Source organism: Halobacillus sp. KGW1, assembly GCF_001592845.1.
Lineage (GTDB): Bacteria > Bacillota > Bacilli > Bacillales > Halobacillaceae > Halobacillus.
The window spans coordinates 1369240-1395888 of the sequence record NZ_LSOC01000002.1; the positions used below are offsets into that span (position 1 = coordinate 1369240).

General features: G+C 48.3%; 28 protein-coding genes and 2 other annotated features. All 28 genes read right to left on the minus strand.

Features of this window, described 5'->3' with window-relative positions; genetic code table 11:
- Positions 1–8 precede the first annotated feature (8 nt).
- The gene (locus AXG56_RS07740; protein ID WP_008637949.1) at positions 9–458 is read right to left on the minus strand and encodes an ACT domain-containing protein; all 450 of its coding nucleotides are present in this window, start codon (positions 456–458) and stop codon (positions 9–11) included.
- Positions 459–472: 14 nt separating this feature from the next.
- Positions 473–1756, minus strand: coding sequence for a GTPase ObgE (obgE, locus tag AXG56_RS07745; RefSeq protein WP_008637947.1), 1284 nt, complete (start codon positions 1754–1756; stop codon positions 473–475).
- A 13-nt stretch (positions 1757–1769) separates the two neighbouring features.
- Entirely contained in the window at positions 1770–2285 is a 516-nt protein-coding gene (locus AXG56_RS07750; protein WP_008637945.1) for a Spo0B domain-containing protein, read from the minus strand.
- A 154-nt stretch (positions 2286–2439) separates the two neighbouring features.
- Complete coding sequence (gene rpmA / locus AXG56_RS07755; RefSeq protein ID WP_026577166.1) at positions 2440–2730, minus strand: 50S ribosomal protein L27; 291 nt, start codon at positions 2728–2730, stop codon at positions 2440–2442.
- A gap of 14 nt (positions 2731–2744) precedes the next feature.
- On the minus strand, positions 2745–3074 hold the full coding sequence (locus AXG56_RS07760) for a ribosomal-processing cysteine protease Prp (protein ID WP_008637939.1): 330 nt from the start codon (positions 3072–3074) through the stop codon (positions 2745–2747).
- 11 nt (positions 3075–3085) lie between these two features.
- Positions 3086–3394, minus strand: coding sequence for a 50S ribosomal protein L21 (rplU, locus tag AXG56_RS07765; protein ID WP_008637938.1), 309 nt, complete (start codon positions 3392–3394; stop codon positions 3086–3088).
- Positions 3395–3407: 13 nt separating this feature from the next.
- Positions 3408–3479: a sequence feature (ribosomal protein L21 leader region), on the minus strand.
- 36 nt (positions 3480–3515) lie between these two features.
- The gene (locus AXG56_RS07770) at positions 3516–4946 is read right to left on the minus strand and encodes a ribonuclease E/G (protein WP_161484900.1); all 1431 of its coding nucleotides are present in this window, start codon (positions 4944–4946) and stop codon (positions 3516–3518) included.
- Between the two features lie 17 nt (positions 4947–4963).
- Positions 4964–5821 (minus strand): site-2 protease family protein, encoded by an 858-nt coding sequence (locus AXG56_RS07775; protein ID WP_062513863.1) that lies wholly within the window; start codon positions 5819–5821, stop codon positions 4964–4966.
- Positions 5808–6578: a M23 family metallopeptidase gene (locus AXG56_RS07780; protein WP_062513865.1), complete on the minus strand. Its 771-nt coding sequence runs from the start codon at positions 6576–6578 to the stop codon at positions 5808–5810. The genes AXG56_RS07775 and AXG56_RS07780 overlap by 14 nt, the downstream gene beginning before the upstream one ends.
- A 111-nt stretch (positions 6579–6689) precedes the next feature.
- The gene (minD, locus tag AXG56_RS07785; RefSeq protein WP_008637934.1) at positions 6690–7487 is read right to left on the minus strand and encodes a septum site-determining protein MinD; all 798 of its coding nucleotides are present in this window, start codon (positions 7485–7487) and stop codon (positions 6690–6692) included.
- Complete coding sequence (minC, locus tag AXG56_RS07790; RefSeq protein ID WP_026577165.1) at positions 7480–8166, minus strand: septum site-determining protein MinC; 687 nt, start codon at positions 8164–8166, stop codon at positions 7480–7482. The genes minD and minC overlap by 8 nt, the downstream gene beginning before the upstream one ends.
- Positions 8167–8201: 35 nt before the next feature.
- Positions 8202–8729, minus strand: a complete 528-nt coding sequence (gene mreD, locus AXG56_RS07795) for a rod shape-determining protein MreD (protein ID WP_008637932.1) — start codon at positions 8727–8729, stop codon at positions 8202–8204.
- Positions 8726–9607 (minus strand): rod shape-determining protein MreC, encoded by an 882-nt coding sequence (gene mreC / locus AXG56_RS07800; RefSeq protein ID WP_008637931.1) that lies wholly within the window; start codon positions 9605–9607, stop codon positions 8726–8728. The genes mreD and mreC overlap by 4 nt, the downstream gene beginning before the upstream one ends.
- 10 nt (positions 9608–9617) lie before the next feature.
- On the minus strand, positions 9618–10658 hold the full coding sequence (locus AXG56_RS07805; RefSeq protein ID WP_008637929.1) for a rod shape-determining protein: 1041 nt from the start codon (positions 10656–10658) through the stop codon (positions 9618–9620).
- Positions 10659–10822: 164 nt separating this feature from the next.
- Positions 10823–11512 carry a DNA repair protein RadC gene (radC, locus tag AXG56_RS07810; protein WP_026577163.1) on the minus strand — a complete coding sequence of 230 codons (690 nt, stop codon included), beginning with the start codon at positions 11510–11512 and terminating at the stop codon, positions 10823–10825.
- Between the two features lie 41 nt (positions 11513–11553).
- Positions 11554–12120 (minus strand): nucleoside triphosphate pyrophosphatase, encoded by a 567-nt coding sequence (locus tag AXG56_RS07815; RefSeq protein ID WP_152413391.1) that lies wholly within the window; start codon positions 12118–12120, stop codon positions 11554–11556.
- A 164-nt stretch (positions 12121–12284) separates the two neighbouring features.
- Entirely contained in the window at positions 12285–13085 is an 801-nt protein-coding gene (locus tag AXG56_RS07820) for an SPOR domain-containing protein (RefSeq protein WP_026577161.1), read from the minus strand.
- A 93-nt stretch (positions 13086–13178) separates the two neighbouring features.
- Positions 13179–13955 (minus strand): hypothetical protein, encoded by a 777-nt coding sequence (locus AXG56_RS07825; protein ID WP_026577160.1) that lies wholly within the window; start codon positions 13953–13955, stop codon positions 13179–13181.
- Positions 13952–14524 carry a PilN domain-containing protein gene (locus tag AXG56_RS07830; RefSeq protein WP_062513867.1) on the minus strand — a complete coding sequence of 191 codons (573 nt, stop codon included), beginning with the start codon at positions 14522–14524 and terminating at the stop codon, positions 13952–13954. The genes AXG56_RS07825 and AXG56_RS07830 overlap by 4 nt, the downstream gene beginning before the upstream one ends.
- A 17-nt stretch (positions 14525–14541) precedes the next feature.
- A complete protein-coding gene (gene pilM, locus AXG56_RS07835; RefSeq protein ID WP_062513870.1) occupies positions 14542–15495 on the minus strand; it encodes a type IV pilus biogenesis protein PilM in 954 nt (317 codons plus the stop codon).
- 18 nt (positions 15496–15513) lie between these two features.
- Positions 15514–16266: an A24 family peptidase gene (locus AXG56_RS07840; protein WP_008637916.1), complete on the minus strand. Its 753-nt coding sequence runs from the start codon at positions 16264–16266 to the stop codon at positions 15514–15516.
- Positions 16267–16338: 72 nt separating this feature from the next.
- Entirely contained in the window at positions 16339–16728 is a 390-nt protein-coding gene (locus AXG56_RS07845) for a competence type IV pilus major pilin ComGC (RefSeq protein WP_008637915.1), read from the minus strand.
- 134 nt (positions 16729–16862) lie between these two features.
- Complete coding sequence (locus AXG56_RS07850; RefSeq protein WP_008637914.1) at positions 16863–18068, minus strand: type II secretion system F family protein; 1206 nt, start codon at positions 18066–18068, stop codon at positions 16863–16865.
- 3 nt (positions 18069–18071) lie between these two features.
- Positions 18072–19112: a type IV pilus twitching motility protein PilT gene (locus AXG56_RS07855; RefSeq protein ID WP_062513872.1), complete on the minus strand. Its 1041-nt coding sequence runs from the start codon at positions 19110–19112 to the stop codon at positions 18072–18074.
- Complete coding sequence (locus AXG56_RS07860; protein ID WP_062513874.1) at positions 19109–20743, minus strand: GspE/PulE family protein; 1635 nt, start codon at positions 20741–20743, stop codon at positions 19109–19111. The genes AXG56_RS07855 and AXG56_RS07860 overlap by 4 nt, the downstream gene beginning before the upstream one ends.
- A 28-nt stretch (positions 20744–20771) precedes the next feature.
- Positions 20772–22052, minus strand: coding sequence for a VanW family protein (locus AXG56_RS07865; protein ID WP_062513876.1), 1281 nt, complete (start codon positions 22050–22052; stop codon positions 20772–20774).
- A gap of 169 nt (positions 22053–22221) precedes the next feature.
- The gene (locus tag AXG56_RS07870) at positions 22222–23517 is read right to left on the minus strand and encodes a folylpolyglutamate synthase/dihydrofolate synthase family protein (protein ID WP_062513878.1); all 1296 of its coding nucleotides are present in this window, start codon (positions 23515–23517) and stop codon (positions 22222–22224) included.
- 64 nt (positions 23518–23581) lie between these two features.
- Positions 23582–26224, minus strand: coding sequence for a valine--tRNA ligase (locus tag AXG56_RS07875; protein ID WP_026577153.1), 2643 nt, complete (start codon positions 26222–26224; stop codon positions 23582–23584).
- A 53-nt stretch (positions 26225–26277) separates the two neighbouring features.
- Positions 26278–26511, minus strand: a binding site (T-box leader).
- Positions 26512–26649 lie beyond the last annotated feature (138 nt).

Below are 26649 nucleotides of genomic sequence, written 5' to 3' on the forward strand. Positions count from 1 at the left end.
CCTCCAAATTATGCTCCCGAACTGAGAATCTCTACACGATCCACAAAGTCCAGCTTATGCAGTTGCTGCAGTAATTTCTCAATTGATCCTGTCATTCCTGACGTATTCAGGGACAACGTGACGTTTGCTTTCCCCTGTAACGGAATCGTCTGATGGATCGTCAAAACGTTACAACCTGACCTCGCTACGATCATCAGCAGATCAGAAAGTGTCCCTTTCCTGTCTTCTAAATGGAAGAACAACGTGATCATCTGTTCTTTGACCATTGCCTGAAAAGGGAACACGGCATCTCTATATTTGTAAAAAGCGCTTCTGGAAAGTCCCACCTTCTGGACGGCATCGAAAATCGACTCCACTTTCCCCCGCTCCAGCAGGGCTTTCGCATCAATCGTTTTCTTCATCGCTTCCGGGAGGATGTCACTACGGACTAAATAAAACTTCTCATTATAATCCGCCATCGGCTCTGCCTCCCTTAATCGACGAATTCAAATTCGTAGTCAAGCAGACGGACAGTATCTCCGTTCTCCGCACCACGTTTACGCAATTCTTCATCTACCCCCATGCTCCGCATTTGACGCGCGAATCGGTTGATCGACTGATCACGCGAGAAGTCGGTCCTGCGGAACAGGGATTCAATTTTATCGCCATACAATACGTATGCTCCGTCATCATCACGACGGACTTTGAACGCTGCTTCTTCTTTCTCGTACTTATAGATCACACGCTCGTCGACTTCTTCAATCTCTTCTTCCTGCTTAGGAATCTGATCTAATTTGTCGGCGACTGCATAAAGAAGCTCCTCTAACCCTTCTCTCGTTACCGTAGATATGGAATAAATGTCTGCTTCCGTATCACCCAGCTGCTCTTTAAAAGCCTCTAGGTTCTCCGCAGATTCCGGCATATCCATCTTGTTTGCCACGATGATTTGCGGGCGGTTTTCCAATCGTTTATCATACGACGACAATTCATTGTTAATCGTCACATAATCGTCATATGGGTCCCGTCCTTCCACGCCGGACATGTCAATGACATGCAGAAGCAGACGAGTCCGTTCGACATGACGAAGGAACTGATGGCCAAGGCCTACTCCCTCGTGCGCCCCTTCAATCAGACCAGGAAGATCGGCAAGAACGAAACTACGATGATCCTGACTCTCCACGACACCTAAGTTTGGAGACAGCGTCGTAAAGTGATAATCGGCAATTTTCGGTTTTGCTGCCGTCACTACGGAAAGGAAGGTGGATTTCCCGACACTTGGGAACCCGACAAGACCGACGTCAGCAAGAAGCTTCAGCTCAACGATGACATCTAATTCCTGGCCCTGCTCTCCATTTTCAGCAATTTCCGGTGCAGGGTTGCGTGCCGTAGCGAATCGGGCATTCCCACGCCCTCCCCGGCCTCCTTTAGCGATGACTGAGCGCTGCTTATGTTCCGTTAAATCGGCGATCACCTTGCCTGTTTCTGCTACTTTAACCGTTGTTCCAGGAGGCACACTCACGACGAGCGGCTCCGCATTCTTGCCGTGCTGTTTCTGGTTCATACCGTTTTGTCCGCGGGTCGCCTTGAAATGGTGCTGATACCGGAAGTCCATTAATGTATTGAGTCCTTCATCCACTTCAAATACGACATCTCCACCGTTTCCGCCGTCACCGCCGGCAGGACCGCCCATTGGAACGTACTTTTCACGTCTGTATGCGACGAGACCGTTCCCTCCGTCGCCACCTTTAACGAATACTTTGACCTGATCGACAAACATTCTATTCACCTCTTCATTCTATCGTCATTTCGATAGAAAGTTCTTTGTTATCAAATAATGTTACGATGAACCCTTCATGATTCAGCTTCTGCTTTAAATCGTCCCCGTTAATGAAAGGTCCTTCCCATTCCCAACTCAATCCTAAAGCATTCTGGCCGCCCACATAAATCGTAAGCACCCCTTCATACAACTCACCCGGTACTGTATGCTCGTCCATGAGCTGTATCATCCGTATCCCATAAGCGGTCAACCTCTGATCATGACGGGATAAATCAACATCGTCCACAAAGGAGAATTTCACTCGATAGGAATCGTGCGTCCAATTGAACGTCAACAGCCAGATGGAGAATGCTCCTGCATGACTATTTAACAACTTCCGCTCCTCTTCCGCCTCTTCCTTCACTTCTTCAATCTGTTCCATAAGTTTGTCCTGCTTTCCGAGAGACGCATACCCATGGATCAATTGAATTTGATTCATCCAGTCATGACGCTTATGCCTCAACACGGTAATGATATCCTGTTCTCCCATCCTGTCAGCTCCTCGTTCACCCATAATAATAAAAAGTATAGCAAAAATCCAAGGAAACCTAAACAGCCCTCGAAGCGCATGGCAAACAATATAGAAAAAGCCGCGCTTATGCGAAAAGCAAAGCGCGGCTTTTGTGCTGCAGGATCGTATTCAGTTACGCTTCCTGTTGTACAGGATAGACGCTGACTTTCTTACGGTCACGTCCGTAACGTTCGAATTTAACAACACCGTCCACTTTTGCGAACAACGTGTCGTCACCACCGCGGCCGACGTTTGCACCAGGGTAGATCTTCGTACCGCGTTGACGGTAAAGGATAGAACCACCTGTTACAGTTTGTCCGTCTGCACGTTTAGCTCCAAGACGTTTAGACTCGGAATCACGGCCGTTCTTTGTACTACCTACACCCTTCTTCTGGGCGAAAAACTGCAAATCAAGACGTAGCATGAGTCTTCACCTCCTTATCGATGGGATATTTTAATATATTGAGCGTACTCATTTTCAATGGTTTCCAATGAAACCAACATGCCTTCCAAAAGCGTTTGGGCTTTAGAATGAACGGATTCATCCATATTCCCGGGAAGGGTGATCTTTAAGTATCCACCTTCTCCGCCTTGTTCGACAGCAGGTTCGAATTCACACAGACTGATGACTGCATTCACTGCACCAAAGGTAACAGCAGAAACAGCTGCACATACGAGATCATGGCCATAAGGACCACTCTCTGCATGACCGGATACTTCAAATCCGGTAATCGAGCCGTGCGAGCGAAACATCGATACATGTATCATCAGGACGATCCTTACGCGTTGATGTCTTCAACGATAAGTTTCGTGTATGGCTGACGATGACCTTGTTTGCGCTTGTAGTTCTTCTTCGGCTTGTATTTGAATACAGTGATTTTCTTTTGACGACCTTGTTTTTCAACTTTAGCCGTTACAGAAGCACCGTCAACGTAAGGAGCTCCCACTTTCGTGTCATCTCCGCCTACGAAAAGAACTTTGTCAAAAGTAACAGATTCACCAGCTTCTACGTCCATTTTCTCAACGAAGATCTCCTGGCCTTTCTCCACTTTCACTTGCTTGCCACCAGTTTCAATAATTGCGTACATACTTGCACCTCCTCGATTTACTCAGACTCGCCATTCAGGTACCGGAAATCGGTTTAAAACCTGTTCTGCGCGGTTGTAGCATCGAAGTGCTACTTGAATAACAAAACAATGTTACCACAGATCAAAACAAGTTGTCAACATGATATCCGCGGCGCTGAACAGCATCCCGGATCATGTTTAAAGACCCTTCAAGCTCTATTTGATAGTGAAGAATTTGGGAATCCTCCCTAACAAACAGCTCCTGTGGAATTTTACTAGAAATCGCCCCGGAAAGCAATCGTTTTTTTTCATTATGGAAAAGAGGATTCACTACAAGGAGCTTCGCCTCCGTGCCGTCTCCCTTGGAATCGATTAGCTCCCGCTCCAGACGATAGACGGCAGTCTCCATCGTGAACGATGGTGATTGCTGTTCAGCAAGAAGGTCCGGCAGTCTCACACCTTCTCTCTTCCTTGTCATTTCCAAGAGTCCGAGCTTCGTCAACCCGAGCACCGTTGTATGGACCGGGTCGTACCGAAGCGCCTTTTTCATTTCCGCGATCAGTCGTGCGTTGGATTTCTGATCTTTCATAGAAAGGAAGTCGACGATGATGATCCCGGACAGATTACGGAGACGGATCTGCCGTTGAATTTCCGGGACCGCTTCAAGATTGACCTGAAGCGCCTGGGAATTGGAGAAAGCGCGACCTTTGAATGTAGAGCTGTTTACATCAATAATCACCATTGCTTCCGTCTGATTAATATTAAGACGGGTCCCGTTTCCGATTTCCACCTTATCTGATAGCATTTGCTGCTGCAGAAGATCCAACGAAACAGGCAGCTCTTCGGATAAATTTCTGCTCCAGCGGATGAGAGGAGATAAAGATGGATACCGTTCCCTTGCCTCTTTGGCAGGCGTTCCGCTGTCGAAGACGATCTCCTTGATAGAAGTGACGGGGAATTTTCGCAGCAGTTGATCCGGAATCAGACTTTCCTGAAACAGTTTTCCCGATTTGTCCGTCCTCCCATTTAAAACGGACTCCCATTTCCTGCGCAGGTGACAAAGCTCCTCACAAACGTCATTCACTGCCGCCTCGGCCGCTCCAGTACGGACAATCACCCCTTCTCCATCTTCTATTTGATGAAGGACAGGGCCTTCCAGCCTTGCCCGATCTTCCTCTTTCAGTTTGCGTGAGAACACCACTTTTCCACCGAAAGGCTGATAAATGAGGTTCAGGCCCGGGATGGTTACATCCGCTGTTACCTGCGGCCCTTTCTCGCCAAGGGGCTCTTTTATCACTTGGACAATCAGGGATTCCCCTTCCCTAAGAACCGATTGAATGTTCTCTCCAGACCTCGGAATGGATTCCCTTCTTAGAAATCCACTCTTTTCTTCGCCGATATCAAGAAAGGCGGCCTGTAACCCTTGATCAACCTTTCTAACTTTAGCTGCATATAAAGAACCCGCGAGCGCTTCCGCTCCGGGCCGGTCCAGGACATATTCCTGAATAACGCCGTTTTCTATGACAACGGCGGACTTTTCCGTCGTTTCTGTATGTAGCACGAGCTTTCTCATGATTGTTCCATCCCTTTTCATAATGCAATTTTGCGAACGTCCCCCAATCGCAGGTCGGTTTTCTTTTCGTCAAAAAAGACCCGGAAACACTCTTGTTCATCTACTATATATAATTGGGATGGCTGTTTCAAGACGTATTTGTAGCGACGGTTAGCCCGGACATTCTTCAACACATCCCGTACAAGCGTATCAGAATCCGCCTTCCTGTATGTTGTCTTCAAGTACGTTCTGTTTTGAGATGCGCAGTACAACAAATACCGCATCTGGGTGTAGGAGCGGCGTTTCCACTCCAAGCCGTTTTCAACAATGAGAAAAGAGGCAAGCAGAATGGCAGAGAGAGTCCAACGCCCTTCCATAAACAGCCAAAGAAAGGCTAGAATCAAAACCGTACAGGAGAGTAGAATCGTAAAGGCAAGGCTTTGCCGGAACGACCAAACCTGGGTTGCTGCATAGAAGCAGATTTTCCCCCCGTCCAACGGCCAGACAGGAAGAAGATTAAAAAGCAGGATCACTCCGTTATACAGGAGAGCTTTTTCCAGAAGCGGATGAGGGCCGACCAAATTTTCCAGACCAATTAAGAGTCCCGCGATCCATACATGCTGCAGAGGACCAGACAGTATCACGAGCATCTGCTCGCGAAAAGGCCTTGTATTATGTTCTTCACTTACTACAGCTCCGCCGAAAAGCCAAATCTCCATTTTCGTCACCCTCCAGCCACAGCGGCGGGCGGCGGTGAAGTGTCCGAGTTCATGAATAAACACAATGGTGAAAAGAACGACAAATTCATAAATCGCACCGGTCAAAAGTGCCGATCCAGCCAGGAGAAAAAACAGGGGGTGCACGTGGATCGTGTCTTTCAAATTAAGACCCTTCATTCACTTGGATCACCTCAGCCGGATCGAGGAACTGATCGTCTTTCTCCACCGCAAAAAAGAATTCAGCTGCTGATTCTCCCGCCTCTGCCTCGACTGACCCCAAACCTTTCTGCGCCTTAACATTTTCATAGAGATGAACGTCAATGCTTGATAAATAGCCGTATGTTGTTTTCGTACCATCCTCATGCTGCAAGGTCACTGTATTTCCTGTATCCTCGTCTTTCCCTGCAAAAATGACCGTACCCGCACGAACCGCTTTCACCTGGGAATCATTCTCTGTCCTCATAATAATCCCCTTTCCATCATTTTGAAAAGACGTGGTTACCGTCCCGCTTACAGGCATAGCCAGTGGTTCTTTCCCACCATCCTCCACAGGCTGAATAACCTGCAGCGGATCACCGAAACGCTCACTATACCACGCACTGACGCTTGCAAATGGGAACTCTTCCTGCATCTGACTGACAGCCCATTCTCCGGGGCCGCTTAACACTGGTAATTCCGTGTTCTTACCAAGAGCGACAACACCGAATAACAGAACGGCGAACAGCATTTGCAGACCGAGCCGGCTTGTCCCCTTCGACCCAGAGGGTTCTTCCCTTCCATACGTACTGCTTGTTACAAGTGGTGGATATCCATGCACCTCTTCATCTCCAGGCGGGGCCACCCACTTTTTCGGTGGCACAGACCCGCTGCTGTACAGTTTCTTTTTCTTTCTTCCCGCTATGTCTCTTCGTATATCACGAATGTCTCTTTTCACAAAACAAACCCCTCTCCAAGGACCCTTTTTACCATTCTATGGGACAAGGAGTGGTAATATTTATTTTTCCAAAAAAAAGCTGCCACACATGGTGTGTGGCAGCTTTTGCAGTTAAGCGCGTATTCCAAAGAACCGCTTCACTTTGGCGAATACGCCCTGCGTTTCTTCCAGATTCATCAGGGGAACCGTTTCCCCAAGGATGCGCCGGGCGATATTGCGATAAGCGAGAGAAGCTTTGGAATTCGGCTTCATTGCAACAGGCTCTCCGCTGTTGGAGGCTTTGATGACCGCATCATCATCGATCACGATACCGACAAGATCAATGGACAGGACATTGACGATTTCATCGACGTCCAGCATTTCTCCATTTTTCATCATGTGGTTACGAATCCGGTTAATGATCAATCGGGGTGATTCCATGTCTTCCTGTTCCAACAACCCGATGATTCGGTCGGCGTCACGGACACTCGCTTTTTCCGGAGTCGTTACGACGATCGCTTTATCCGCACCGGCCACAGCGTTCTTGTATCCCTGTTCGATTCCTGCCGGGCAGTCGATGACAACATAGTCATAATCCTGCTTTAATTCATCGACGATCGCTTTGATCCCCTCAGGAGTGACCTCCGATTTGTCGGAGGTCTGCGCTGCAGGCAGCAGATGCAGACAATCGAACCGTTTGTCCGTTATCAACGCCTGTTTTGTTTTGCAACGCTCATTAACAACATCGACAATGTCGTAGATGATACGGTTCTCAAGTCCCATGACAACATCCAAGTTTCTTAGACCAATATCCGTATCCACCAGACAGACCTTCTTATTCTGCAAGGCGAGTGCAGTACCAAGATTAGCTGTCGTCGTTGTCTTTCCGACTCCTCCCTTGCCAGAGGTTATGACTATCGCTTCACCCATCAATCATTCTCCTTTCAAAACTAACGAGATCCGGCCGCCGCTTCAAAACTTCCTGAAGGCGGTCGATCCGAATCTTACCGAGCGCTTCGTCAATGAAGCCGCATTCCATATAGACCCCTTCCGACTCATAATCCGGTGAACGGCTGACCTGATCCGCTATCCGGAGCTGGTTGGGCTGCATATAGGAAGCAGCGATCACCGCGCCCGTATTTCCTTCAAACCCTGCGTGGGCGATTCCTCGCAGCCGCCCCAGGACGAAAATGTTACCTGTCGCATTGATTTGTCCACCAGGGTTAACATCCCCCACCAACAGCAAGTCTCCCCGGACTTCAATGACTTGTCCGGATCTTACCGTTCTTGCCATTGGTGTCATGTCGGTATTTTCTTTCCATTCTAATGCTTCCTGCTTGGTCAAGATGTCCGATTCAATCCGTTCGACTACAAGGTTCTGTTTCTCTCTGACCACTTCAGCCAAAAGTTTTTTCTGCTCCTCATCCAAATACCGCTTCCCTAACTGGATGGTGACACGAATCATTGGCTGGTCTTCGGTAATACCGTTCATAGAGAGCTTTTCTTTTAATTCAGAGAGAATGGTATCAAACGTACACTGATCATCTAAGCGCAGTGTTAATCCATCTCTCGTCCCTTTTATCATGATTATCTGACCATTCGCCGTCATGGCTTTCACCTCAAACCTTAGACATATCCGACACTTCAAGCATTATTTATTTCTTCTCCCCACGTATAGACACGCTCTTTCAAAAGCGGATACAGAAGGATGAAGAAGATCATATTCGCCGCCAGGGTAGGCAGAAGACGCAGAAGTAGATAATCTCCCCAGCCCATGGATGTGATCTGGACGAAAGAATACACGACGTACAGAATCGTATCGCAAAGAGCTACTCCGACAACTGCCAAAATAGAAGCGGCGAAAAAATTCGCATGCACCAGTTTATTTAATCCGTGGACGATATAAATGACAAGCGTATAAGTAATCATATATACACCGAGCACACCCGTATATACGACGTCCATCAAAAGGCCGAAAACCAGGCCGTACCATACCGCATGATACGTGTCATCCTTGTCATAGAAAATGGTGACAAGAAAAAGGAATATCAGAATCCAATGAGGTGTCATCAATAAATCCGAATAGACGAGCTTAGCCGGAAGCAGACTCATCGCCATTCCCTGCATCACCAGCAGAAACAAACAAATAAGCGGGATGTAGTAACGGCTCATGATTCCTCTTCCTCACTCTGGCTCTGTGTATTGATCGTCTCTGCCGTACGATCCACGATCATTACGTGACTGATATCGAATAAATCTGCGAAAGGCTCCACGTAGGCTGTTTTCGTAAGGCCGTACTGGTCGTTGACCACCTTCTCCACCGTACCGATGCGCAGATTACTCGGGAACACTCCACCGAGACCGGAGGAAATTACTGTATCGCCTTCCTCCAGCTTCTCATCCATCTTAATCCCCTCCAGCAGCAGCTGTCCGGTTTCATCATCGAAGCCTTCAATAAGGCCGAATGCCTCATCTTCTCCTTCGCGGACGACCCATGCGGAAATCTTATTTGACCGATCGAACCCGCTTAAAAGCTGGACAGTGGAATGGAAAGCTCCTGCAGACTTCACTTTTCCGACCAATCCATCACTCGTCATTACGGCCATATCTTTCTTAATTCCGTCCTCTTCTCCTTTATTGATTGTCATCTGCTCGAACCACCGGTCCGAACTTCTTGCGATGACCGTTGCCTGAATCGGAGAATAATCGCTCAGACTCTCCGTTTTATCCAGTGTTTCCCGGAGGTCGGTAATTTCACTTTCCAGACGCTGGTTCTCCTGGATGACTCCTTTGTACTCATCCAGCCTTGCTTTTAACACCTGGTTTTGTTCGTAGACACCGAACATATCTTTAACGTTCTCGACCGTATTATCAACGAGGCTTACCGGTTTATGGAAGACCGTCTGCACCCACCCAATGGTATCCTGGAGAAATTTCTCCGGCGTGCTTAAAGAATCGCGATCACGGATGGAGAATCCGATCAGCGCCACGAGAACGATAAATCCTACTAAAACAATCATCAGTCTTTTTCTACGGAATAACGAAGGCATTGGATATCAACTACTCCATCTTAGCCCGGCTGGCCACGTTCGGCTGAGAACGGAAATGCTGGATGTATTCCAATGATTTACCGGTTCCGATTGCTACGCAATCCAGCGGTTCATCCGCTATGAATACCGGCATGTTCGTTTCTTCACTGATGACTGTATCGATTTGTTTAAGCAGGGCGCCGCCTCCCGTAAGGACAATTCCCCGTTCCATAATATCCGCTGCAAGTTCCGGCGGCGTCTTCTCGAGCGTATTCTTCACCGTTTCGATGATCGCATCGACGGTATCCTTCATGGCAGCAACAACCTCGGCATTCTGGATCGTAATCGTTTTAGGAAGACCAGTCAGAAGGTCACGGCCCCGGATATCCATTTCGTCGACTTCTTTGACTTCTCCTGCGCCGCCCAGCTCCATCTTTACTTCTTCCGCCGTACGTTCCCCGATCATGAGGTTGTACTTCTTGCGGACATGCTGGATGATGCTGTCGTCCATTTCATCCCCGGCAACCCGGATCGACTGGCTGGTCACGATTCCACCAAGTGAAATGATCGCCACTTCCGTCGTTCCACCACCGATATCGACGACCATGCTTCCCGTCGGTTCCCAAACAGGGAGTCCGGCACCGATGGCTGCAGCAAACGGCTCAGCAATCGGATAAGCTTCTTTCGCTCCGGCCTGTTTCGTAGCGTCGATAACTGCCCGTTCTTCGACCATCGTTATACCGGACGGGACACAAACCATAATGTTCGGTTTACTGGCAAAAGAAGAGCGCGTCTTTAGAGCCTTCTTAATATAATATTTCATCATTTGAGCTGTCGTATCATAATCAGCAATGACTCCGTCCTTCATTGGACGAATGACATTTATGTAACCGGGAGTCCGACCAATCATGTTCCTTGCATCGTTACCGACCGCTTCGATATCGCCTGTTTGAGCATTTTTTGCTACCACAGACGGCTCCCTCACTATGACGCCTTTGTTCTTCATAAAAACCAGCGTATTAGCGGTTCCTAAATCAATACCTAAATCTTGAGAGAAGCCAAAAATCCCCAATAATATCTTCCTTTCTAAAATCCCGCTTTTTGATCAGGCGGGGTTAAGCAATCCCGAATTTTTCGATTAGAAGAAGCGCCAATTGCGTAGGAATGCTCCTATGAATTGGCGCCTTACGTTTCCATCTATTCAATTATACGAAAAATCAACAAAAATAGATAGTGTTAGAGATAGCCTTTTTCTTTCAAACTAATAAATTTGCGATCCCCTATAACCAAATGATCCAGCAATTCTATTCCGATCATTTTTCCGCATTCTTTCAGTCTTCTTGTCACCTGAATATCTTCCTGTGAAGGGGTGGGATCTCCGGAGGGATGATTGTGGGCACAGATGATGGAGGCGGCAGAGCGCTTGACCGCTTCCTTATAGACTTCCCTCGGGTGCACAATGGAGGCATTCAAACTTCCGATGAAGACTGTTTGTCTGTGGATCACCTGATTCTTCGTGTTCAGAAAAAGGCAGATAAAATGTTCCTGCTTTAAATCTCTCATTTCTTCCATGATAAAGTCTGCCCCGTCTTCAGGACTGCGAATCATGTAACGCTCCACAGGCTTCATTTGATGAAGACGTCTTCCTAATTCAATGGCAGACATCAACATCACCGCTTTTGCCGAACCTATCCCCCGGATCGCTGTCAGCTCCTCGATGGTTGCATCTTTCAGGAGCAGGATCCCTTCGAAATGAACAAGGAGGCGGCCGGCAAGTTCCATAACAGACTCCTGCTTCGTACCGCTCCCGAGCATGATCGCAAGCAGCTCCTGATTAGACAGACGTCCAGCACCGAGCTGCATCAACCTCTCCCTCGGCCTCTCCTCTTTGGGGACATCCTTGATTAAAATACTTGTACGGGTCAATGTCACCGCTCCTTCTTCTCCTCATTCCCCATGAAAGAGAGTCAGGGCCTTCTGATTCCCAGCTGCTCCAATGCACGTACAACCCTTGCTATTGGCAGACCGACGACGTTGTAAAAATCCCCTTCGAGCTTTTCGACAAGCAGCGAGCCTTTCCCCTGAATACCGTATCCTCCCGCTTTATCCAGCCATTCTCCGGTTCGGATATACCATTCCACATCCTCTGGACTCAGCTTCAGGAAAGTGACGCTTGTCGAAATAAAGAAGCTTCTGCATCCATCTTCCCCTCTCAAGCAAACACCGGTGTAAACCTGATGAGTTCCGCCGCTCAGCTGTCTCAGATAACGGCGTGCTTCTTCTTCATTCCGGGGCTTGCCGAGAATCTCTCCCTGATCGGCAACGACCGTATCTGCGGTAAGCAGCACTTCTCCATGCTTCCGCTCTAATGCTTCCCCTTTCTTTTCCGCCAGATAGACGACTGCTTCTTCGGGCCGCATCCCCGGCTCCAACGACTCATCCACCTCAGATGTCCGGATAGAGAAATCATAGCCGGCGAGTTCCAAGAGCTGCTTCCGCCTCGGAGAGCCTGAACCTAATACCAAAGAAGGCACAGCTGTCACAACCTTTCTCCACATGGGGTTATGTATCATTCTACAAAATTTCCTTCCTGCTCCGTGCTTCGTAAACGCGAGGATTTCCCTTTTCCACCGTAAGAAAAAAGAAGTATCCCCTTAAAGAATACCTCTTTCTCTCCACTTGTCAGTGAGCATAACACTTATTCTAATGCACGTGCTACTTTCAACCAATTCACATCCGCGTCGTCCTGGGATTCCCAGCCCTGTAACGCCTCCGTTAAGGGGCTCCCTTTCTCTGAATTATCCAACAAGCCGCTGCGCTCGGACTCTGTCAGCTCGTTCAATGTGTGATTCCGCAGATCGGCTTCTAATTCTTCAGGGACAGGCTTGTCCGTTTGGACGACAAACGGTTTCACATACGTATCCACGCTCTTCTCTGAAAGTTTGGCAGCGATCGCATCGGCATCCGCTTTGGTTGCAGCAGAACCGACGAATAAAAAGAACTGTCCGTCCCGCTCCCAAATGACAGAAGGAACATGGATGGCATTCAATCGGCTCTTCCACTCTTCTGCTTTGCCTTCGGTTGAGAAGGCGCCTGCTTGGACGATGTATGCCTCAAACGTCCCTCCTCCTCCTGATGCAGCATCCGGCTGTTTGTCCCCAGCGACTTCTACGGCCGGACCAGGGCCATTCGCAGCCTGACCGGCTCCTGCTTCCGAGGGACCACTTTCCGTAAGAGACACAAACACCCTTAAAAGGACAAAACCGATGCCGAGACTGACAACCAAAGCAACAAGCAGCGTCGCTGCTATATGGCGGACAGGGAAGGAGAAAAGCTTTTTCTTTGCAGGCAGATGATAAACCGTTGTCCTTTCCCCGCTGTTGTCCTCTTCCTCTTTTACTGCGGCCGCCTGTTCCACCTGGGTTCGGACGACTTCCTTCTTCCATTCATTATTCTCATCATTGCGAAAGGAAATGGAGATTTTCTTTTTCGAGTCCATGGATTTGATCACTCCTGCAAGGTTTGTCCCAACCCTACCACAGGAAAAATGAAAAGATAGCTGAATTTTGTCAACCGATCATCGACAAATTTATCACTGGGCTTCCCCGGTTTCATCCAATAATTCAATTTCTTCCATCGCTGCTTCCCCTTCTTCCCCATGCTCTATGGAAAAAGGTACGCTTTTGCCGGAACGTGCTTCGTATTGATAGCGGGGCGCTTCATTAACAAGCTCCTCATAGAGCGGTTGGTAATAACTCTCTATAACCATGGAATAAGACAAAGGACCGCCCGGATCCGGTCTTTCATATTTAATGGCTTCTATCTGGATCACGCGCTTCGCCTCGCGCAGGGATTCCAAGAAATCCATCATATCCGGATAGGAAAGAGAAGTAACGTCGACAGAAAATCGGATCGTGCGCAGCCCCTCTATGGCTTTGACTGCGGTATTGTCTGACTGGTCTTCTGGTTCTAAAGAGACCGCCTCTTCCTCCACATCCGTTTCAACACCTTCTTCCTCCTCACCCGGTTCCTCTTCTTCTTTCTCTAAGGTTTCCAATTTCGTGATCATGCTGCCGCTCGCTGCTTCCGCTTTTTCCAATTCTAACAAAAGCTGATCGATCAACGGGATGACGGGGAGCTGCTGTTGGATCGTTCTTGAGGAGCGCAGAGACTCTGATTCCAATTTTTCCTTCTTTGATTTCATTGCGTCCAACACAGCTGTCTCTTCCGCTAATAAAGTTGCTGCTGCTTTCGCTTCCGTCTTAGCGGGACTTACGAGGAGACGGTAGCCAGTGACAAGGACGGCAGAAGTAAGCAAACAGCAGACGATGACTAGATAAAGAACCGATCGTGACCATTCGACCTTCACTGCTCATTCCCTCCTTGTTTCCTCACTTCTTCCACATCCAGTTTGATTATGTAGGTCGCTGTGTAACTGCTGTACACTCCGGAAAGCGTGGTTTCCCCTTCCGGTGTCACCATTTCGACAAGATCCACTTGCAGAACAAGATCCGATCGCTTGAGCTCATCCAAATACTGTGCCGCTTCCTGGATTGTATCGAGCACAGCTTCTATCTGGATTTCTGAAGAACCTTCCAAGGTGAACGACTGGAATGTCCCACGCTCTGGAAGGGCGGCCGACAACTCTTGCAAAACAAGTATGGCCGGTACAACGGCCTCGTTGAGCTGTTGAAGAGATTTTTGTAGCTGTTCCCGTTCCTGTCCTTCCCCGTCTAAAAAATCTTGAAAGGGCTGCTGCTCTTCCTGAGTGGACGTACTTTTTCCTGCCAACGCATCCGCTTCCTCCATCAGCTTGTTTTTTTGAATAAAGAAAGCACCCAAAACAACACTGATCAGGAGGAATGTGCTGATGCAGACCATCCACGGAAGCATGTTACGCCGTTCTTTTTCCTCCAACAGGTTAATGTTTATCGACATTCAATCCCTCTCCCGCTTTACTGTCTCCATGACAAACCGAGTACATCCGCTTCCACGCCCGGGTACGCTTCATCGCCGCACCAGCGCTCTGCTTTCACATTCCGCTCTGTCAATAAATCCACAGCGCGATCCTTATCCGGCCAATCTCCCGTGATCATGACTTTTGATACGCCGGCCTCATCATTCATGACGGAATAACGATAAAACGCCATCACTCTCTCTATTTCATTGACCTGATCCATCGTGTGCCTGGAGGGCTCCGCAGGATCCTCCCCGGACCACGAGTAACATCCATTCGTCTTTTCCCATTGCTCGAAAGACAGCGGACAGGTGGTATGGTTATGTACGACTGGTGCACCATCGCGAAAGACGGTCAGCACACAGCCGTCGATATTCCAATCCGCCAGAAGGAGATGTTCCCCTTCTTCATTGGACATCGATTGAAGGTAGGCGCGGTGAATCGCCAGTGCGCTGATATCCGCCACCACCGGTTTTAAACCGGTCCGTTCGAATAAACGGCTCATCTCTTCCATCTGAATTTCTGGGTAGGCGAAGATGACTATTGTCTTTTTCCCATCCTCATCTTCTCTAATCATAGCGAAATCGAAGCTCGGGTTATCAAAGGGCAGGTGCAGCGTGTCCCCGACCTGCATATATAAATAGCCTTTTATTTCTTCTTCTTTTACTTCTGCCGGGATATCCAACATACGGATCACGACAGAATGATCCGGCACAGTGAAGTAGAGCTGTTTCTTCTTCCATTCTCTCTCCTCCACCAAACTTCCCACGATCCGGAAGAGCTCTTCCGGATCCTGCAGCCTTCCATCAGCCCATACCCCTTTAGGAATGGGAATTTCCCCGGCTTCCACTAGATCCTCTTTTCCTCCTGCCGACTTACTATGAAGAAAACGGATGACGTGGGTTTTAATAATAAAATGAATCCGTCCGGACTGTTTTATTAGTGAGAACATACATAACGACTCCTATCCTTACAACATTTTGAAATAAGCATCCATCATCTGCTGCCCGTAAAAGTAGACAATCAAAGCCGCAGCCATGATCGAAGGCCCGAATGGAACCGGCTGTTTCCGGTTAACGACGCCGATCCCTATGAGGGAGAGGCTTACGACGGTTCCGATCAAGGAAGCAAGAAAAAGCGTCAAAACCATCGCTTTCATACCGAGAAAAAGACCTAAAACACCGAGAAGCTTCATGTCTCCCGCCCCCATGCCGCCCTTGCTGACTACAATAATGACGAACACAATACCGCTTCCCGTCAAAGCACCAAGAAGCGAGTCATACCAGGGATCGAGCGGAAAGGCGATTCGATACAGGAAGAAGACACCTGTAAAGAAGAGCAGCAGACGGTTCGGGATAAGCATATATTTGAAATCCCCGATGCTGACAATAACAGCAAGCGAAATCAACAAGAGAGCACCTGTGAATTCAACCGTTAATCCATAGTGAACATAGGCAATAAAAAACAACGCTCCCGTTATAAGCTCGACTGCGGGATAAAGGAAGGAAACAGGACGGCCGCAGTGCCTGCATCTGCCCTTAGCGATTACGTAGGATAAGACAGGGATCAAATCCCGGGGTTCGAGCTGCGTGCCGCAATCGGGGCAGGCGGAGCGTCCTTGTACGAAGGGAATGTGTTTGGGGAGGCGGATTCCCACGACGTTGTAAAACGAGCCGAGAATCGTACCGGTTAAGAATATATAGAGGGGTAGAATGACATGCATGGTTTGGTCTCCTCGATTAATATAATTAAGGAGGGTCCCGAATTTAGGGACCCTTAACATTAAATTTTAAAATTATTCGTTAGATAAGTCAGATTTTGTTTTACCTTCTACATATTTGTCCAAGGTAACCTCGAATACACCATCTGAATTTTTCTCAACTTTAGTCGTTACGTATGGCTTTCCTGTAACAGGATCTTGAGGGACAGAATCTAAATAACCGGCCTCATACAATTTACTTGCATCCGTTGGAAATGTAAACTCTCCATTCACTTCCGCAATACGAGAAGCCTCCAAAAGCGCAAGGGCATTCGAGTCATGTGCATCGTCCTTCGTATCAGCCAGCAGATTCCCAATAGCCGGTACGGCAATCAGTGCAATAATTCCTAAAATGACGATGACGGCCAGCAGTTCAATTAACGTGAAACCTTTCTCATTCTTCAACAAACGTTTCCACTTTTTCATCTTCTCTCTCCTTCAAATGATAGTAAGGTAGTTACTAATACAAGATAGTTCTTTTTTCATTAGCAAAATGACCTATGTTCATTATAAAGGATAAAAGGATTTACGACTAGCACTTTTTTACCGATCCAACATACTCAGCGAATGTTCTCGAACGCGGAGAACATCGGGATGGCGATTGATGCGACGATACTTCCTACCACAATGGATAAAAACAGAATCATCACAGGTTCTATCAGCGTCTTCAATCGTTCTGTCGCGTATTCCAGTTCTGAGTCGTAGAACTCTGCTACTTTGGCGAGCATATAGTCAAGCGACCCCGTTTCCTCCCCGATGGCGATCATTTGAGCGACGAGAGGCGGAAACACAGGAGACTCCTTCAAGGGACGGGACAAGGTTTCCCCCTGCTCCAGAGATTGGAAGCTGTCCTCGATCGCCTTTTCAATTACTTTATTTTCCACAACCTTCCGGGTAATCTCGAGCGACTTCAGGATGGGAACGGAACTGTTCATCAAAGAACTGAGGGTGCTCGTCATCCGCACGAGAGCAGCCTTTTTTAGTAACGGACCGAAAACCGGCACGCGAAGTTTCCACGCGTCTAATGTATAGCTTACTTTCGGGCTTCGACGGATAAGTGCCTGATAAAGAACGACGGCAAGTGCAGGGACAAGGATCAAGATATACCAAAATCTCTCCACCATTCCACTTGCTTGAAGTGTAAACTTCGTCATGGCAGGGAGATCTCCACCAATACTTAAAAACATATCCGCAAACCGTGGAACGACGAATGTCAGCAGAAAGAGGATGATCAAGAAGGAAACACCACCGACGATGGAAGGATATAACAAGGCGGAAATGATTTTCTGGCGTGTATCGAACTGCTTCTCATAGTAAACAGCCAATCTCTCCAAAATCTCCTCCAGGTTTCCACCCGCTTCTCCCGCACGGATCAATTGGACGAACAAGTTCGGAAATACTTTTGGATGAAGAGCAGAAGCTTCCGAGAAGGCCCTTCCACTCTCCAAATGACCTGAAACGTCCCGAAGCGCCTCTCCAAGCTTCCGGCTGTTCGTTTGCTGGGCCAGTATTCTCGTCGATTCCAAAAGGGAGATCCCTGCTTTGATCAAAGTGGCGAACTGCCGGAGGAAAATCACGAAGTCTTTCTGCTTCACAGCCCTCCCTATATGGATGTCGTAAAGCAGTGGGTTGGTGGATGCCTTGATGTCTTTGATGACGACCCCGTCCGTTTTCAATCTCGACACCGCTTCGTTTTTTGTTTCTGCTCGTATTTTCCCTCTGATTTTCCCGGCGATCGTTCGGCCTTCATACGAATAGTAGGGCATGAATTAAACGCCCCCTTCTTTCAGGAATGGAGCCGCATCCCTCTCATCAATCACTTTCTTGCCAAGAAGCTCCAAAATAGACATTTCCAGCGTCTGCATCCGGTTCGCTCTGGACGTCTGCAGTACATTCTTAATTTGATGAATCTTTGCGTTTCTAATTAAATTCTTAATGGCAGGTGTATTGATCAACACTTCTGCGGCTGCACGGCGCCCTTTCCTGTCCATTGTTTGGAACAGCCGCTGCGAAACGATTGCCTGCAGGACGTTCGCAAGCTGGACCCTTACCTGCCCCTGCTGTGCCGGTGGAAAAACATCGATGATCCTGTCAATCGTATCCGGTGCGTTTGTAGTATGCAGCGTACCCAAAACGAGGTGACCGGTTTCTGCTGCGGTCAGAGCTGTCGAAATGGTTTCGTAATCCCGGAGTTCCCCAACTAAGATGACGTCCGGATCCTGCCTTAAACACGCGCGGAGACCATTCGCGAAATTTCGTGTATCGAAACCAATTTCCCGCTGATCAACGATCGAGTTCTTGTGATTATGCGTGTACTCGATCGGATCCTCCAGTGTAATGATATGCTTTTTACCGGTTTGATTAATATGGTCGACCATCGATGCAAGTGTGGTCGACTTCCCCGACCCGGTCGGCCCGGTCACGAGCACGAGCCCCTGAGGAAACATGCTGATATCTTTCAACACGTCGGGCATGTGCAGTTCGCTGATGGTCGGAATGTTACGGGGCACGATTCGGACGGCAAGGGACAGACAATTGCGCTGATAGAAAATATTGATCCGGAACCGGGACACACCGGCAATGCCGTAAGAAACGTCCACTTCTCTCACTTTCCTCAACTGCTCCAAAAGAACGTCGGACAGGATCGCTTCTGCCATCGCTTCTGTATCTTCCGGCCTCACCTTCTCTTCTCCGAACCGCTGCAGTTCTCCATGGATCCGGAAAATCGGAGGGACTCCCACCGTCATGTGAATATCAGATGCACCATAGCTGTTCGCAAGTGTCAATAACTCATCCAATTGTTCCTTCATTGCCCATCCCTCCCTCCATATGCTTTTGCGACTCGGAGAACCTCTTCCAGTGTCGTCATCCCCTGCTGCGCCTTCAAAAGTCCGTCATCCAAAAGAAACATCATGCCTGCGTCCCTCACATAGCGCTGAACATCCTCCATACTCTTGTGCTGCATCATTAAACTTCGAATTTCATCATCAATGACAAGCACCTCCTGGATGGCCATCCGCCCTCTGTAGCCGGAATTCTGGCAGCTGTTACAGCCGGCGCCTTTGTATATTTGATCCACCTGAAGCCCGCGTTTCCGAAAATGATTTCTCTCCATCTCACTTGGCGTATACGCCTGTCTGCAATCCCGGCATATCCTTCTTACAAGCCTTTGAGCCACAACCCCTGATAAAGAGGATACGACTAAATACGGTTCGATTCCCATATCAAACAGGCGGGGAATGGCCGATATGGAGCTGTTCGTATGAAGCGTGCTAAGAACGAGATGACCGGTCAACGATGCGCGCACGGCAATTTCTGCTGTTTCGGAATCGCGGATCTCTCCGACCATGACGATGTTCGGATCCTGGCGAAGAATCGAACGCAGGCCTTCCGAAAACGTCAACCCGACCTTGGTATGGACCTGCACCTGATTGAGCCCCTCAATCTGGTACTCTACCGGATCTTCCACCGTTATAATATTGACATTCTCCGTATTAAGACGGTTTAAAGAAGCATAGAGGGTAGAGGATTTTCCAGAACCAGTAGGGCCGGTGATCAACAGCAGACCCGAGGGTTGTTGAATTAAGTCGAGGTACTTATCTCTATTGACGGGATGGAAACCGAGTTCATCGATTCCGCCGAGCGTATTCGCCAAATCCAAAATTCGAATGACGACCTTCTCCCCAAACACTGTCGGGAGAATCGAGATTCGCAAATCTACCGTTCCGTGGTCGACCTTCGTCTTGATCCGTCCGTCCTGGGGCAGACGTGTTTCTGTAATATTCATGTCCGCCATGATTTTCACACGGGCAGTCAAACTGTTTTGATGACTTTTCGGCAGCGTACGCTCCGTCCTCAATACGCCGTCAATCCGGTACCGGATCAACACCTTTGATTCCTGTGGATCGATATGTATATCGCTCGCTTTCATCTGCACTCCTGCCTGGAGCAGCTGATCCACCAGTCGGATGGCAGGAGCTTCCCCGTCCTTTTCTTCCTCAAGGTCGGAATCGCTCAAATTATAATGACGGTTCACCGCCTGAATGATTTCATACTTCGTGGCAATGACCGGCGAAATCTGAAACCCTGTCGATATTTTCATGTCATCGATGGAGTAGTAGTCCATGGGATCCGCCATTGCAACCGTTAATTCTCTACCCTTACGCTGAATGGGAACAAGCAGATTACGAAGGGCAAAGTCCTTATCCACGATAGAGATAACTTGGGAATCAACAGGAAAGTGAAAAAGGGAAACCTTCGGAATGCCCAGTTGGAATTCCAATACTTCGATCAACTGTTGTTCCGTCACATACCCTTTCTCCACCAATACGTCTCCGAGCTTTTGGTCTGCTTGCTTTTCTTTCAGGGCTTCTTCTATTTGAGCTTCCTCAATGACACCTGCTTCTTTCAACAGATCACCAAGCCGCTTCCTTCTTGTCATCTTATCCTCACCTTCACTTTACGTTCCATCATTTCTTCTCCCACTCCTGCACATTTTCCCACACATCCACTTCTCCTGGTCCGACAGGATTGGAAGCTTTCGTACCATCCAGGGACGGGTGCTTCACGACTTCGGAATCCACTTGTGCTTCCTCTTCCAACTCGTTCAGCACGACAAAACTGGAATGCACCTCCACCCCAGGGACAGGAGGATAATAATCTTCCGTTAAGAGCTCCTCATCACCGTTAAGGGACGCACGGTCTTCCCGCCATATCTCTGCGCTTTCCCCATCCTTTCCCTGCTGCACCACTTCCACCTGCCCGGGTTCCAACAAGGTGGAATACTCGACAATCGCTTTCGGCGGTACGGTGCCTGCCGATCGGACATAAATCTGATAATCTGAGCCTGTCGGGTAGCCGGTCCAGGACACCTCGAATCCAGAAGACGTCTCCTCCCAGTTCAATATGTAGTCATGAGAATAAGGGTTATACAGCTTCAGGTCCTGCTTGTCCTTTAGATTCACACCTGCCTCCATGCCAATTTCAGCAAATGCCGGTCTCCTTTGGCTGATGTGTCTTTCCTCCACATCAAACCCAGCTTTCAGACTCGCACCGTAGATGGCTGTTGCCGCCATATTCAGCGCTTGTTCATCATATACACCTTCCTCAAACAACAAATCAAGCATGGAGAATGTCTCCCCATTTTCCATTTCTGTATGATCGAACAGCTTTCTCATTCGCTCCATATCCACCTCTGCCGGTACGTTCATCGTCTGGCTTCCAATCGATTCATAGAGTTCTTCATTCTCCTGATCAAGAAAATGATAGGCGTCGTATTCCAAAGAATCTTCCGGGAGGGAAGCAGCATCCTCTTTTACAACGTCACGCAGCATCTTTTCTGAGAGTGAATCTCTTAATTCGCTGTCCATCTCTTCTTCCAATGGATCAAAAAAACGTTCGGAGAGTACAACGACCAGACCGTTATCAGACCCTTGGACCGCCTCCTCCAATGTTTCCTCCACATCAAACGTCACTTCTTCCGTATCCAGAACAATACGTTTTCCTGATGCTGATAACGTAACGGCTGTTTCATCCCGCCATTCCTCTATGTTGTCTGCTAAGATTTTTTCCGCTTCTTTCCTGTTCTTGCCGGCCAGAGATATAGAAGCGACCGTCGTATTTTCCGCGTAGTTGCCTCCCCCGGTTACAAAAGTGAAAGCCTTTGCCGCCTCCTGGGTGGTGAGGAAGAGCAGAAATATACCGATCGTTAAAACAAGCACCAGTTTCCAAGCGGTTTTCTTATGCACCATATCTATTCAACGCTCCTTGTCAGCCACTTATCAAATGAATCTTTTTTACCACCAAATTATATCTTATAAACCGACATTTGTCGCACTGTAACCTTAACAAATGAGCATAAAGCATCACAAAAACCAGAAAAGCTGGACTCCCTCATAGAGGAAGCCCAGGCGTTTTCAGTCACTTCTTCATTTTTGATTTAAAGTATGCTCTAACGTCCGAGATAAAGTATAAGGATCCCGTTATTAACAACACACTCTTATCATCCAACTGCTGCTCGGCGAGCCTCAACGCTTCCTGTAAGTTTTCCGCAGGTAGCGTCGGTTTAATTGGGGAGAGAGAAGCAAGGTCTTCTTCCTGCAAGGCTCTCGGAAAGTCAAAGCTGGTCACGACTGCGAAATCGACTACTTCTTTCAATTGATTCATCATCTTTATAACCGGCTTGTCTTCCAAAGCTGCATAAACGAGAACAACCGACCGTCCCCTGTAATGTTCTTTCACTGTATCCACGAGAGCCTTGGTCCCTTCTTCGTTATGAGCCCCGTCAATAATAGTGAGCGGCTGATTCCGGACCGTTTCGAAGCGTGCCGGCCATGTCGTTTGTTCCAATCCACTCCTATAATGCCTGCGGTCGATGGCATCTCCCGCCTGCTTTAAACTCTCCATTGTCTGGAGGGCGACCGATGCGTTCTCCACCTGATGGTGCCCTTTCATTCTACTGAGAAGAAGTTCCGATTCATACGCACCCGACCGGAATATAAAGGTTTCCCCTTCCGGTGTACTTGCCTCATGTGTGACGTGAAAATGCGTAGTTAAAGAGAATAACGGTGCTTTTTGACTCGTTGCTTCTTCAAGGATGACTTCCATTGCCTCGGGCTGTTTAACTGCTGTCACGACCGGGACCTTCTGCTTGATGATCCCCGCCTTTTCACCAGCTATCTCCCTTACTGTCGAACCGAGGATATTCATATGGTCATGTCCGATATTTGTGATGACAGAAACGATGGGATGAAGAATATTCGTCGAATCATACCGTCCACCAAGTCCCGTTTCCACGACGGCATAATCGATCGGCTGCTCGTCAAAGTAGATCATCGCCATAGCAGTTATGATCTCAAACTCTGTCGGTTCTCCTAAAGGGGTTTCCTTCAAAGACTCAGCAAGCGGACGTATCCGATCCACAAGGCGTGCAATCACCGCATCAGAAACCGGCTCCCCGTTCAGGCTGATACGCTCATTGAATCTTTCGATATAAGGAGAAGTGAAGGTTCCCACCGTGTATCCTTGTGCTTGGAGGAGATTCCTCAGAAAGGAAACGGTCGAGCCTTTGCCGTTTGTACCGGCGACGTGAATCGCTTTAAAGCCCTTCTCCGGATGGCCGAGGCGTTCCATCATCCAATCCATGCGCTTCAAACCCGGCTTCACTTTGAACTTCTCTCTCGAATGAATCCAATCCAAAGCTTCTTGATAATTCATAGCTGTCTTCCCTACCTTCAAAAAGGGGAGCGTATTCCTAAAGAATACACTCCCTTTCCATTGTTTATGCTTTCAATTCCTTAATTCTCGCTTCGACTTTTGCACGTTTATCCAAATAGTCGGTTTCTTTCTTCCGTTCTTCTTCGACAACCTGTTCCGGCGCTTTTTTGACAAAACCTTCATTGGACAATTTCTTCTGGACGCGGGTGACTTCCTGATCCCACTTCTTCCATTCATTCTCCAAACGCTTGATCTCGTCCTCGATATTGATTAAACCTGCAAGCGGCAGATAAAGTTCCGCTCCGGTAACAACCGCTGACATGGCTTTTTCAGGTGCCTGAAGATCTGTCGAAATTTCAAGCTCGCTTGGATTACAGAAACGTTCCAGGTAGGCACGGTTCTTCTCAAGCTCATCAACGACAGCTTGATCTTTCGCCTGAATCATCAACTGAATTTCTTTAGACATCGGCGTATCCACTTCGGAGCGGATATTCCGCACGGATCGGATAATGGAAACGAGACGCTCCATTTCCGCCACTGCTTCTTCGTTATGGAAGTCATCCCGGACTACCGGCCAGGACGCCTGCGTGATGGACTCTCCTTGGTGCGGAAGATGCTGCCAAATTTCCTCTGTAATGAAAGGCATGAACGGATGAAGCATACGCATCGTTTGATCAAGCGTGTAAGCCAAGATCGAACGGGTCGTATGAATTCTCGCCTCGTCTTCTCCGTATAACGGCAGCTTCGCCATTTCAATGTACCAGTCACAGAAGTCATCCCAGATGAAGTTATACAGGTGACGTCCTGCTTCTCCGAACTCATACTTATCGATGTTCGTCGTCACCTGCTCAATCGTCTGATTCAAACGAGTCAGAATCCACTGATCGGCAACGGATTTCTTCCCGGACAAATCAATGTCCTCAAACGTTAAATCTCCCATATTCATGAGCGCAAAGCGGGAGGCGTTCCAAATCTTGTTGGCGAAGTTCCACGTTGATTCCACCTTCTCCCAGTGGAAGCGCAGATCCTGCCCCGGAGAAGAGCCGGTAGATAGGAAGTAACGCAGCGAATCCGCGCCATACTTCTCAATGACATCCATCGGATCGACACCGTTTCCGAGGGACTTACTCATTTTCCGTCCATCAGCATCACGGACAAGACCGTGGATAAGAACGTCGTCAAACGGACGCTTCCCTGTGAATTCAAGCGACTGGAAGATCATCCGGCTTACCCAGAATCCGATGATGTCATAACCGGTAACAAGAACGTTCGTCGGGAAGTAGCGCTTATAATCTTCACTGTCCTCATCCGGCCAGCCCATTGTGGAAAACGGCCACAGAGCGGAAGAGAACCATGTATCGAGGACATCTTCTTCCTGCTTCCAATTTTCCTCATCTGCCGGTGCTTCTTTGCCGACATACACTTCCCCGGTTTCTTTATGGTACCAGGCTGGAATGCGGTGTCCCCACCACAATTGACGGGAAATACACCAATCACGCGTATTTTCCATCCAGTGCAGGTACGGCTTCTCGAATCGTTCCGGCACGAATGCTACTCGATCGTCTCCTTTTTGAAGATCGACGGAAGCTTCTGCGAGAGGCTTCATGTCAACGAACCACTGGGTGGAAAGATACGGTTCAACTACTGCTCCGCTCCGTTCCGAATGGCCGACAGAATGCATGTGCTCTTCAATCTCGAAGAGAACGCCGGATTCCTGAAGGTCCTTGACAATCTGCTTCCGGCACTCGAAACGATCCATCCCTTGATACTTACCGGCGTTGTGATTCATTGTTCCGTCTTCATTCATGACAAGAATGCGTTCAAGGTTATGGCGGTTGCCGATTTCAAAATCATTTGGATCGTGGGCCGGTGTGATTTTCACCGCTCCTGATCCGAATTCCATATCGACATAATCGTCTCCGACAATTTCAATTTCCCTTCCAACGATAGGAAGGATCGCTTTTTTGCCGATCAAATGTTTGTAACGATCATCTTCCGGATGAACGGCAATGGCTGTGTCTCCAAGCATGGTTTCCGGGCGTGTCGTTGCGATTTCAATCGAACCTTCTTCGCCCTTCAGCGGATAACGCATATGATAGAACGCGCCCTGGACATCTTTATATTCCACTTCAATATCGGAAAGAGCTGTTTGTGTCGCAGGGTCCCAGTTGATGATGTACTCCCCGCGGTAAATGAGACCTTTCTCATAAAGCTTGACGAATACTTCCTTAACCGCTTTTGAAAGACCTTCATCCAAAGTGAAACGCTCTCTTGAATAGTCCAAACCGAGGCCGAGTTTCTCCCACTGGGCGCGGATGAATTTTGCATATTCATGCTTCCACTCCCAGGACTTTTCCAGGAACTTCTCCCGTCCTAAATCATGACGATTGATTCCTTCTTCCCGAAGTTTGGCATCGACTTTCGCCTGTGTCGCAATGCCCGCGTGATCCATTCCCGGCAGCCAAAGGACGTCATATCCCTGCATCCGCTTCACACGGCTTAAAATATCCTGCAATGTCGTATCCCACGCATGGCCAAGGTGCAGTTTCCCTGTGACGTTCGGCGGCGGGATGACAATAGTATAAGGCTCCTTCTCTTTATCTCCTGTTGCTTCAAAAAACTTGCCGTCCACCCAGTACTGATACCGGTCTTTTTCAATTGCTGCCGGATCGTACTTTGTCGGCATCGAAAGATCTTGTTGATCCATTCCGATCTTCCTCCTTCTATTCTCTTTGTATAAAATAAAAACCCCTCCGTCCAAAAAAGGACGGAGGGGATTCATTCCGTGGTACCACCTTCATTTACAGGAAAACAACATACTCTTCCTGTACACTCGACTGACATAACGGCTTCTAACCGGCTTCTCCTACTCTTTGGTTCAAAGAAGCTGCATCAAGGGCGACCTTCCATCAACAGGGTTCCTGGAAAACTCTCACCGAATGTTTTCCTCTCTTTAGGAATTGTTCATGTACTCTTCCCTATCTAAGCATTTCACGTATAAAGGTTATATAACATATTGTATATAGAAAACAATGCTTTAGTCAACCTGTAACAAAAAAAATGAGCGTCCGCCCATTCCATGGTGGGAAAACGCTCAAAAAAAGTATGGAGGTGTTCCTCTTCAGCCGCTTA

What these genes read in the sequence shown, in the direction of transcription:
- AXG56_RS07740 (WP_008637949.1), bottom strand. Translation starts at nt 458, where the DNA reads ATGGCGGATTATAATGAGAAGTTTTATTTAGTCCGTAGTGACATCCTC.
- obgE (WP_008637947.1), bottom strand. Translation starts at nt 1,756, where the DNA reads ATGTTTGTCGATCAGGTCAAAGTATTCGTTAAAGGTGGCGACGGAGGG.
- AXG56_RS07750 (WP_008637945.1), bottom strand. Translation starts at nt 2,285, where the DNA reads ATGGGAGAACAGGATATCATTACCGTGTTGAGGCATAAGCGTCATGAC.
- rpmA (WP_026577166.1), bottom strand. Translation starts at nt 2,730, where the DNA reads ATGCTACGTCTTGATTTGCAGTTTTTCGCCCAGAAGAAGGGTGTAGGT.
- AXG56_RS07760 (WP_008637939.1), bottom strand. Translation starts at nt 3,074, where the DNA reads ATGATACATGTATCGATGTTTCGCTCGCACGGCTCGATTACCGGATTT.
- rplU (WP_008637938.1), bottom strand. Translation starts at nt 3,394, where the DNA reads ATGTACGCAATTATTGAAACTGGTGGCAAGCAAGTGAAAGTGGAGAAA.
- AXG56_RS07770 (WP_161484900.1), bottom strand. Translation starts at nt 4,946, where the DNA reads ATGAGAAAGCTCGTGCTACATACAGAAACGACGGAAAAGTCCGCCGTT.
- AXG56_RS07775 (WP_062513863.1), bottom strand. Translation starts at nt 5,821, where the DNA reads ATGAAGGGTCTTAATTTGAAAGACACGATCCACGTGCACCCCCTGTTT.
- minD (WP_008637934.1), bottom strand. Translation starts at nt 7,487, where the DNA reads ATGGGTGAAGCGATAGTCATAACCTCTGGCAAGGGAGGAGTCGGAAAG.
- minC (WP_026577165.1), bottom strand. Translation starts at nt 8,166, where the DNA reads ATGACGGCGAATGGTCAGATAATCATGATAAAAGGGACGAGAGATGGA.
- mreD (WP_008637932.1), bottom strand. Translation starts at nt 8,729, where the DNA reads ATGAGCCGTTACTACATCCCGCTTATTTGTTTGTTTCTGCTGGTGATG.
- mreC (WP_008637931.1), bottom strand. Translation starts at nt 9,607, where the DNA reads ATGCCTTCGTTATTCCGTAGAAAAAGACTGATGATTGTTTTAGTAGGA.
- AXG56_RS07820 (WP_026577161.1), bottom strand. Translation starts at nt 13,085, where the DNA reads ATGGACTCGAAAAAGAAAATCTCCATTTCCTTTCGCAATGATGAGAAT.
- AXG56_RS07830 (WP_062513867.1), bottom strand. Translation starts at nt 14,524, where the DNA reads ATGTCGATAAACATTAACCTGTTGGAGGAAAAAGAACGGCGTAACATG.
- pilM (WP_062513870.1), bottom strand. Translation starts at nt 15,495, where the DNA reads ATGTTCTCACTAATAAAACAGTCCGGACGGATTCATTTTATTATTAAA.
- AXG56_RS07840 (WP_008637916.1), bottom strand. Translation starts at nt 16,266, where the DNA reads ATGCATGTCATTCTACCCCTCTATATATTCTTAACCGGTACGATTCTC.
- AXG56_RS07845 (WP_008637915.1), bottom strand. Translation starts at nt 16,728, where the DNA reads ATGAAAAAGTGGAAACGTTTGTTGAAGAATGAGAAAGGTTTCACGTTA.
- AXG56_RS07850 (WP_008637914.1), bottom strand. Translation starts at nt 18,068, where the DNA reads ATGCCCTACTATTCGTATGAAGGCCGAACGATCGCCGGGAAAATCAGA.
- AXG56_RS07855 (WP_062513872.1), bottom strand. Translation starts at nt 19,112, where the DNA reads ATGAAGGAACAATTGGATGAGTTATTGACACTTGCGAACAGCTATGGT.
- AXG56_RS07860 (WP_062513874.1), bottom strand. Translation starts at nt 20,743, where the DNA reads ATGACAAGAAGGAAGCGGCTTGGTGATCTGTTGAAAGAAGCAGGTGTC.
- AXG56_RS07865 (WP_062513876.1), bottom strand. Translation starts at nt 22,052, where the DNA reads ATGGTGCATAAGAAAACCGCTTGGAAACTGGTGCTTGTTTTAACGATC.
- AXG56_RS07870 (WP_062513878.1), bottom strand. Translation starts at nt 23,517, where the DNA reads ATGAATTATCAAGAAGCTTTGGATTGGATTCATTCGAGAGAGAAGTTC.
- AXG56_RS07875 (WP_026577153.1), bottom strand. Translation starts at nt 26,224, where the DNA reads ATGGATCAACAAGATCTTTCGATGCCGACAAAGTACGATCCGGCAGCA.